Annotated in this window: 7 protein-coding genes; 4 read left to right on the top strand and 3 right to left on the bottom strand. The window is 38.3% G+C overall.

The genetic code is table 11. The annotated features are described in order from the left end of the window. Positions 1-75: 75 nt before the first annotated feature. The 3 genes from tnpC to tnpA all read right to left on the bottom strand — a co-directional run bounded on the left by tnpC (position 76) and on the right by tnpA (position 2,576). Positions 76-1,671: an IS66 family transposase gene (gene tnpC, locus AC220I_RS17900; protein WP_486725232.1), complete on the bottom strand. Its 1,596-nt coding sequence runs from the start codon at positions 1,669-1,671 to the stop codon at positions 76-78. 156 nt (positions 1,672-1,827) lie between these two features. Further along, entirely contained in the window at positions 1,828-2,181 is a 354-nt protein-coding gene (gene tnpB, locus AC220I_RS17895; RefSeq protein WP_486725231.1) for an IS66 family insertion sequence element accessory protein TnpB, read from the bottom strand. Further along, positions 2,175-2,576 (bottom strand): IS66 family insertion sequence element accessory protein TnpA, encoded by a 402-nt coding sequence (tnpA, locus tag AC220I_RS17890; protein WP_486725230.1) that lies wholly within the window; start codon positions 2,574-2,576, stop codon positions 2,175-2,177. The genes tnpB and tnpA overlap by 7 nt, the downstream gene beginning before the upstream one ends. A 348-nt stretch (positions 2,577-2,924) precedes the next feature. On the opposite strand from tnpA, the gene AC220I_RS17885 reads away from it, so the two are divergent. From AC220I_RS17885 to AC220I_RS17870, 4 genes are all read left to right on the top strand, one after another. Beyond that, positions 2,925-3,398, top strand: a complete 474-nt coding sequence (locus AC220I_RS17885; RefSeq protein ID WP_486725229.1) for a hypothetical protein — start codon at positions 2,925-2,927, stop codon at positions 3,396-3,398. A gap of 83 nt (positions 3,399-3,481) precedes the next feature. Next, a complete protein-coding gene (locus AC220I_RS17880) occupies positions 3,482-4,051 on the top strand; it encodes a hypothetical protein (protein WP_486725228.1) in 570 nt (189 codons plus the stop codon). A gap of 94 nt (positions 4,052-4,145) precedes the next feature. After that, positions 4,146-4,565 (top strand): DUF3788 family protein, encoded by a 420-nt coding sequence (locus tag AC220I_RS17875; RefSeq protein WP_486725227.1) that lies wholly within the window; start codon positions 4,146-4,148, stop codon positions 4,563-4,565. Positions 4,566-4,593: 28 nt separating this feature from the next. Continuing rightward, on the top strand, positions 4,594-5,180 hold a 587-nt coding region (locus AC220I_RS17870; protein WP_486725226.1), incomplete at its 3' end, for a DUF6273 domain-containing protein.

Here is a 5,180-nt window from a genome sequence, read left to right as displayed (position 1 = left end):
GTAAGCGATTAATAATCTAGCGTATGTATAATCAAACTCCAACTAAAGTTGGAGTTCTGGAGTTTTTTACTCTAATCATTCACTGCAAAGTGTTTTAATATTTTCGTTCCAAGGCATGAGTTCCTCGAACTCAGCATCTGTCATCGAAGTCCTTGGCCTAACAGTTAATAAATGATGCAGATATTTATAGATGTTTAGATTATTCGCTTTTGCCATTTCAACCAGACTATAAACAATTGCACTTGCCTCAGCACCTTTTGGTGTATCACAAAAAAGCCAGCCTTTACGACCAATGGTAAAGGGGCGAATCGTATTTTCGGTTAGATTATTCGACAAACTACATCTGCCATCTTCGAGATAGGTTTCGAGGTAGGGCTTTCTATTTTGAGCATACTGCACAGCTTTGTCAAAACGACTATTTCTCACTGGCGTCTGTAGATCTAGCCATTTCCAAAAGGCATCCAGAACTGGTTTTTCTTTCTTTAGACGTTGATCTTTGCGCTGGTTTATAGTGTATTGTTTCTCTTTGAACTGTTCTTCATATTTAAACAGTCTTGTGCAGAACTCAACACCTTGAACTTCAGGCCTGCTTAGATCATACTCAGAGCCTTTAGGTACAGCATCTATGAAATATCTTCTGACATGTGCCCAACAACAGCATCTTTTGACATCCGTCAAGAGATTATAGCCTGAATAGCCATCTGTCATGAGATATCCTTTAAAGTCTCCGAGAAAGTTTGAAGCGTTATATCCAGCTCTAGTCTGAGAATAATTAAAGAGGATAATTGGCGAAAGTCCATCTTCGCCACTTCGATAGACCCACATGAAAGAGTCACTTTCTGCACTTCTGCCATCTTCTTTGAGAACTTGAACTCTTGTTTCATCTGCCATTAGTATCTCTCTCGTCAAAAGGATCTTGTGGAAATAGTCATAAAGCGGTTTTAAGTAAGTTGATGCTGAGTAGATAACCCAGTTTGCCATGGTCGCACGACTTAAAGAGATGCCATACTGCTTCCAATCTTTTTCCTGGCGATATAGAGGAAGTCCATTTGCATATTTCTGATACATTACCCAGGCAACTGATGATGGCGATGCTAAACTGTGCTTTAGCAGCCCTGGTACAACCGGTGCTTTTTCAAAGTATGGGTCTTCGGTCTCTTTGCATTCAGGACAGGCATAGTGAAGACTGACATACTCAAGAACCTTTACTTTAGCAGGGATGTATTCAAGCTCTCGGCGTACGATTTCCTGTCCTATTTTCATAAGATCAGATCTACAGAGTTCACATATTTTATCGTTTTCAATATCACAGATGATCTGTTCAACTGGAATTCCTTTGATTTTTTCAGCAAGAGTTGTCTTTTTCTTACGATTATGACTTTTAACAGTCTGTTCAATTTCAGGTACTGGGCTTTTCAGATCGGATTCAGCCTCGACTTCATTGAAGATACTAAGCTGTTCTTCGCTGATGAGGTGTCTGCGTTCGCTAGAAGTCCCAAAAAGCTTTTTCTTGAGATACTCAAGTTGCTCATTCAAAAGCTTTACTTGTTTAGTAAGTTCTTCAGTTTGGGCATTGCTTACCGTAAGGGCATTGTTGAGAGCACTTATGAGCTGTTTTTGTTCCAATATGAGGTCTTTTTGTTCCCTGATTTGAAGATCTTTTGAAGTCACAAGCGCCACCGTTTCCCTCTGGATTTTCTATGATAATTATATCATATCCCATGGAAAATCTCTATTGATTAATCGCTCTAAAAGCTTGATTTTTCAATAATTTCACGTGCATGTTGAGCAAAAAAACATCCACAATTTGAGCTAGTTTTCATAAAGTTATCCACCGATTTGAGACGGCTTTATCGCTTTGGGTTGATCAATTTCAAGACCATCAAGTAACCAGGAGAATTCTCGCCAAGTTAGGTTTCGAACTTCAAGCTGATGTCTCGGCCATTTATAGCTTCCTGAGCTAGTCAATCGCTTATAGAGAAGAACAAAACCATCCTTTTCATAAAGCAAAGCTTTGATACGATCTCGTTTCTTTCCGCAAAAGAGGTAAAGTGATGTGTCGTAAGGATCCATCCTAAGCTGTGTTTGAATAATGGCACAGAGTCCATCGATTGATTTGCGCATGTCCGTATGGCCGCAAACGATATAGATTGAATCCACTCCTGAAATATCACCTAGCATAGGAGACCTCTTAATATTTTAAGGGTTTGCGCCAGCATCAGAGGATCTGTCCCGTTTTTGACATGAATCTTAACATCTTCGATTTCTATCATGAGTGTAGACATTTCATTATTACTTGGCTTAGAGTCCATTCTGATTGGCTCATCAAGGATAATTTTTTCGATTGAAGATGGCACGTTCAATCTGACAACATCTTGTGCCTTGTGTGGAACTGGATATGACAAATCTGTTTTAGGAATCTCAACATTACCACGCTTCAGCTTTCCAATCCATGCATAGAATGTACTTTGTGGGATGCCTTTACCTTCGCACCACTCTCTGTCAGTTAATCCACTGCTTCTACACTCCGTGATGAGATTAAGTTGTTCTTCTTGAGAACGTCTATTTTGTCTCATTGTATTTCCCTCCATAATCTGATGTAGTAAAAGTCTCCAAAACTCTATATTTTTTTAGAGTTATGGATTTTCATTTTATACTACTCATTATGGAGAGATTTTTAACGATTCACAATCCGCTAGGTTATTAAGCGCTTACTTTGTAAAAACATTTTATGGGTTTTATCTGCTGGCAGACATCTGCATAAAGTCAAAGGTTATAAGCATGACAGATGATAGCACTTTTAAATGAAGTTCAAAAGGGAATGAATTTAAGCCCTTAGTTAAATTGGTGTCCAAATGAGCTTAGATCAGATATAGAGGGCGAAATGGAGTTCACTCAAATAATTGTATAAGATAGGGGGGCGAATGAAAAAAATATATCTCGTAGTACCCGTAATTGTAGTCATCTTGCTTTGTCTGATGTTTATATCAAGGATTGAACCTATAAATGCAATTGACGTCAAAGTCGTGATAACAGATCATTCCGAGAATATATCAAAAGACATAATTGTTGAAGATTACATATTTGTTGATAAGATAAATAGAATCGTTGCAGATCAATTCTATATCAAGCAGCCTTTTCATAATACCTATAGCAGATTATATGTTGACTATGAAATATTTCTCTTAGATGGCGATTCAGATGATGGCACTGTAAAAAATAGCTATCGCATAATCCTAAATCCAGATCAGGATGGACGTTTAAGTGACCGAAGTCGGATTGATGTGGAGCAATTTGATGTTAATAGGATATCCCAATCCAAAAAATATACCCTCTTACTGACGGCTGACCAAGAAGTGGCCTTGTTAAACCTTGTAAGGCAATTTGACAAGCGATGAGGTGTATTAGATAAGGAGCAAACAATATGGTTAAGGCAAATATCGATCTATATTTAGATTACATAAGTTTAAGGGGAGCAGGCATGTCCGTTTTTCGTGCCCTCGCCAATAAGTATCAAATACAATCAGGCATATATCCCGGCTCATATGTCCATATCACCCCTTCCTTATTCATCTCAGAAATGTATTACATTGACAGTGATAAGAAAGCCAATGCATTTTTCAAAAATCATGATGAAATTAAGGCTTATCTTGAGGTAAACAAAAGCTACTCTGATGATCTTGTCTTTAAGTTCGAGGCTTCGGATTTCACCAAACCCCTAATGGCAGAAAAATGCCATTATGACTTAATGATTTCCTTGTACTCCGGTTTTATTTCATATTACTGCAAGGCCTATTTACGGAGAAATGGCTTGTTATTGGCAAACGATAGTCATGGCGATGCTACATTGGCATATCATGATCCTGATTATGACTTTATAGGCGTTGTGCTTGAAAATGAGAATGAAGTTGAAATTCTTCAAGATAAGCTTGACGTATATTTTAAAATGAAAAGCGGCAAAGCCATAGATTTAGAAAAGGTTAAGGATAAAATGAAAGGCCCTAACTATAAGGAGAAGGTAGAGTATTATCTTTTTCGTAAAATCGTGTAGACTTTCAAAATGAACAATAAAGCTCGAAGGGGAAGTTGAGCGATTTTAAAGGCTTTCTATACCTAGTTTTATTGTGATGGGAAGGAGCTGGATTATGGCACTTAGTATATTTGAGGATAAAGCGGCAAAGCCCCTCCAAGATGATTTGGTGGATGTGCTGGGGGATAAGAGCACTTTATGGTCAGAAATTAAAAGGTATGTAAGCTCGACAACCGGACTTGTTGCAGAAGAATGGAAACATTATGGTAAGGCGTCAGGCTGGACACTTTTACTCAAACAAAAGAAAAGAACAATTCTTTATATGTTCCCTCAAGGCGGCTATTTCATCGTTCAAATCGTTTTAGGCGAAAAAGCTGTCGAAAGAGCATTAGAGAGTCCTTTAACAGGGGAAATACTTATGCTTATTAAGGATGCAAAGCCTTATGTTGAAGGAAGGTCAATTAGGATAGAGGTCACAAGTGACGCTTATTTAATAGATATTAAGACCTTAATTGACATAAAGTTAGGGTCATAAAAATGTGGAAGGGTGTTGAAAGTACGTAATGAAGACGCAGAATATAGGTTCTACACTTAATTTTGGCGGTTATCTTTGGCGAATTATTGATATTCAGGACAATGCTGCACTGATAATTTCAGAAGAAATGATAGGTCAGCAACCCTATAATAATATTGCTGGTGATTGTACCTGGGCAGAATGCGCGCTAAGAAAGTATCTTAACAAGGATTTTTACATCCAATTTTCCCCAGAGGAACAGTCTCGAATACTTCTTGTTCGTAACAAAAACCATGATAACACTTGGTACGGCTCTAATGGAGGAGAGGATACTTTGGATTACATTTTTTTATTAAGTCTCGAAGAAGCCGTTTGCAAGTATTTTGGTGATAGCCGTAAAATACTCGAAAGTAGAAGTCCAAAGCAGAGGTATTGGTTTCAGCGTATAGATCCAAATAACCATAGGCGAAGATCGACCTTAGATGGCGCAATCTGGTGGTGGTGGCTTAGGACACCAGGGCGTGACAATAGAAGAGCTGTGTATATTCATGGTGATGGCAATATAGGGATACAGGGCAACGGCACTTACAAGTACAACAGCAATACGATTCATCCCTCATCAGGTGATAATAGTGG

This window comes from Fusibacter sp. (assembly GCF_057447755.1).
This window is presented reverse-complemented; position numbering and strand designations above follow the sequence as displayed.

Bases quoted from the DNA above. Each gene is read 5' to 3' on its own strand.
- AC220I_RS17880 (WP_486725228.1), top strand. From the start codon at position 3,482: ATGTCCGTTTTTCGTGCCCTCGCCAATAAGTATCAAATACAATCAGGC.
- tnpA (WP_486725230.1), bottom strand. From the start codon at position 2,576: ATGAGACAAAATAGACGTTCTCAAGAAGAACAACTTAATCTCATCACG.
- tnpB (WP_486725231.1), bottom strand. From the start codon at position 2,181: ATGCTAGGTGATATTTCAGGAGTGGATTCAATCTATATCGTTTGCGGC.
- AC220I_RS17885 (WP_486725229.1), top strand. From the start codon at position 2,925: ATGAAAAAAATATATCTCGTAGTACCCGTAATTGTAGTCATCTTGCTT.
- AC220I_RS17875 (WP_486725227.1), top strand. From the start codon at position 4,146: ATGGCACTTAGTATATTTGAGGATAAAGCGGCAAAGCCCCTCCAAGAT.